2 protein-coding genes are annotated in these 2388 nt (G+C 64.1%); both read right to left on the reverse strand.

The window, feature by feature from the left end; translation table 11 throughout:
* On the reverse strand, nucleotides 1–1884 hold a 1884-nt coding region (locus tag FS320_RS41835; protein ID WP_152718449.1), incomplete at its 3' end, for a recombinase family protein.
* Nucleotides 1877–2047 (reverse strand): hypothetical protein, encoded by a 171-nt coding sequence (locus FS320_RS45665; protein ID WP_153885406.1) that lies wholly within the window; start codon nucleotides 2045–2047, stop codon nucleotides 1877–1879. The genes FS320_RS41835 and FS320_RS45665, both read right to left, overlap by 8 nt.
* Nucleotides 2048–2388 lie beyond the last annotated feature (341 nt).

Raw genomic sequence — 2388 nt, forward strand, 5'->3', positions numbered from 1 at the left:
CTTCTTGATCGTCATGACCTCGCCTTCGGAAGCCGGCTTCGATTCGAAGCACGGGATGTCCCAATGCCGCCGCAGATTGCCGACACGATTAGCCTCGAAGCGGTGACCACGCGCGGTCCTTCGACCCTGGCGATTGAGAATGCCGGCGATCACCGTGTCGGGGTAGAGGGCCGCAAGGCGTCGGACAAGTTCGATTGTGTCCTCGTCGGTCCGAACGGTCGCAGGTCGCGACCGCGGCAGAGGCACGTCGAGATCGATCAGCGCCCCGCCTTTCCAGCGCAGCGTGACATGCGCAGCCGCCTTATCGCGGTTGACTGTGAGGATGACCTCTTCGATGAGCGCCCGCAGGAGTTCCTTGCGGTCACGGGATGTCGTGGTCGGCGCCTGCCAGACGGTCGCAAGGTCAGCTCCAAGGGCGAGCAGGCGCTCGCGGTCCTCTTGCCCCAAGACACGGGGGCGCTGCCGTTCGCGTCGGGCGAGTTCGCTCTTCGCGGTCTCAAGGTCTGACAAGCGCTGCTCCCACTCGTGCTCGAGTCCCCGGGCGACAAGCCGGTTGTCGGGGTCGACAGCCCGATAACGCCGCTCGGCGCGGCTCGCCTCATAGGTCGCCCGCTCGACGCCAAGGCGCCATTGCTTGAGGGCGGCTTGCGTGTCGACCTCGAGGCGCTCGGCAGCGGCTATTGTGGCGGCCAGTTTAGCCGGCTCGAGCGCGGCCAGGAAACTCTGGATGACTGCATCGTCGATCTGGACGCCGCCGATGTTGAGGCAGTAAACGCCACGACCCTCGACGACATTCTTGCCGGCGCAATGATAGCCTGGGGCACTGTTACGGCCGCGATAGTGCGTTCGCAGGCTGCGGCCACAATGACCGCAGCGGGCGATCCCCTGGAGAAGGGCATTGCCCTCCCTCACGGCGCCACCCGCCTGGTGTGGCTTTGGCCGCGTGTTCGCCGCAAGGCGTGCTTGGTTTGCCTCGTACGTTGGCCAGTCGATGAAGCCTGCATGGTGCTCCTTGATCAGCACTTGCCACTCCGACTGCGGCAGGCGGCGTACGCGTTTCCTGCGGACGCCGGCCGGATCGAGTATAGTCTCATGGCGAGATTTGCCATAGGCATACACGCCCGCATAGACAGGATTGGTCAGCACATGGTGGACGGCCGTGTAACTCGCCTCGACCCAGCGGATATCCGCACCCTGGTGCATCTGCAGCGGGAAACGGTGCCCCTCCGAACGCAACCACAGCCAGACGCGGCGCGCTGAGCCTGTCTCGGCGAAGCGCCTGAAGATGGTATTGATGGCTGTCACGACAGCTTCATCGGGATGGAACCGGACCTCGCCATCCGCCTCACCCCAGACGAAGCCGACCGGCAATCCGCGCCTGAGTTCTCCGCGCGCCGCCTTGTTGCGAATGCCGCCATTGAGGCGCGCCCGCAGGACATAAAGCTCGGCCTCGCTCATCGTACCCTTGAGGCCGAGCAGGAGCCGGTCGTTAAAATCCGCTGGGTGATACAGGCCGTCCGAGTCGCCGATCAAGGTGTCGGACAGCCCGCACAGGTCGATAAGCCGGTACCAGTCGGCATTGTTGCGCGCGAGCCGCGAGACCTCGAGCCCCAGAACGATACCGACGTGGCCGAGGGCGACCTCAGCGGTCAGACGCGCAAAGCCCGATCGTGCCACCGAGCCGGACCCTGATAGCCCAAGATCCTCGTCGATCACGATGATCCGGTCCGCCGGCCATCCCAGGTCGCCTGCCTTGTGAACCAATGCATATTGGCGGTCGGTTGACTCGCGGTTGTGTTCGACCTGGGCGGCGCTGGACTGGCGCAGATAGACAATGGCCACACGGACGAGATGGCGGGGCATGATCTTTGCAGACTCAATCATGGCTCGCCTCCTTGGCTGTCCTTGCTGCGAGCATCTGAGCGATGAGGCGCGAGAGGATCTCCAGCGCCATGGCACGGGCTCCCGGATCGATCTGGTTCCATGGTCCTTCCGACTGGGTCTGGCGCGGCTTCGGCTCCTCGAGAAATGCCAACTTCAATTGCATGACTGGCCTCCTGCTGTGGCGCCGACTCGGCTCGCCGGCAGAGGAGAGCGTCAGTGATGGTGCGCGCCTTGAGCAAATCGCTGATCGTGCCAAGGCTATCGCAGTCTGCATCATCGGCCTCTGGCGAGAGGTGTGGGCTTGCCGCCGCCGGCCAGTCGGTCCAGCGTGCTGGAATGAGCGATCGACTGCCATCCGGCAGCACTGCCAGCAGAAACAGTATGCCGCGGCGCTTCAGACGGCTGATGACAGTCAGGCGACAGCCCTCGAATGCGTGCCGCTCCCGAGTGATGGTTATGGACGTTGGAAGATCTTCGGAATGGGTAGTCTGTGGCTGCTTCCTT

This window comes from Microvirga tunisiensis (assembly GCF_009296175.1).
Lineage (GTDB): Bacteria > Pseudomonadota > Alphaproteobacteria > Rhizobiales > Beijerinckiaceae > Microvirga > Microvirga tunisiensis.

Excerpts from the sequence above, each read along its gene's own strand:
- FS320_RS45665 (WP_153885406.1), bottom strand. The coding sequence starts at position 2,047 with ATGCAATTGAAGTTGGCATTTCTCGAGGAGCCGAAGCCGCGCCAGACC.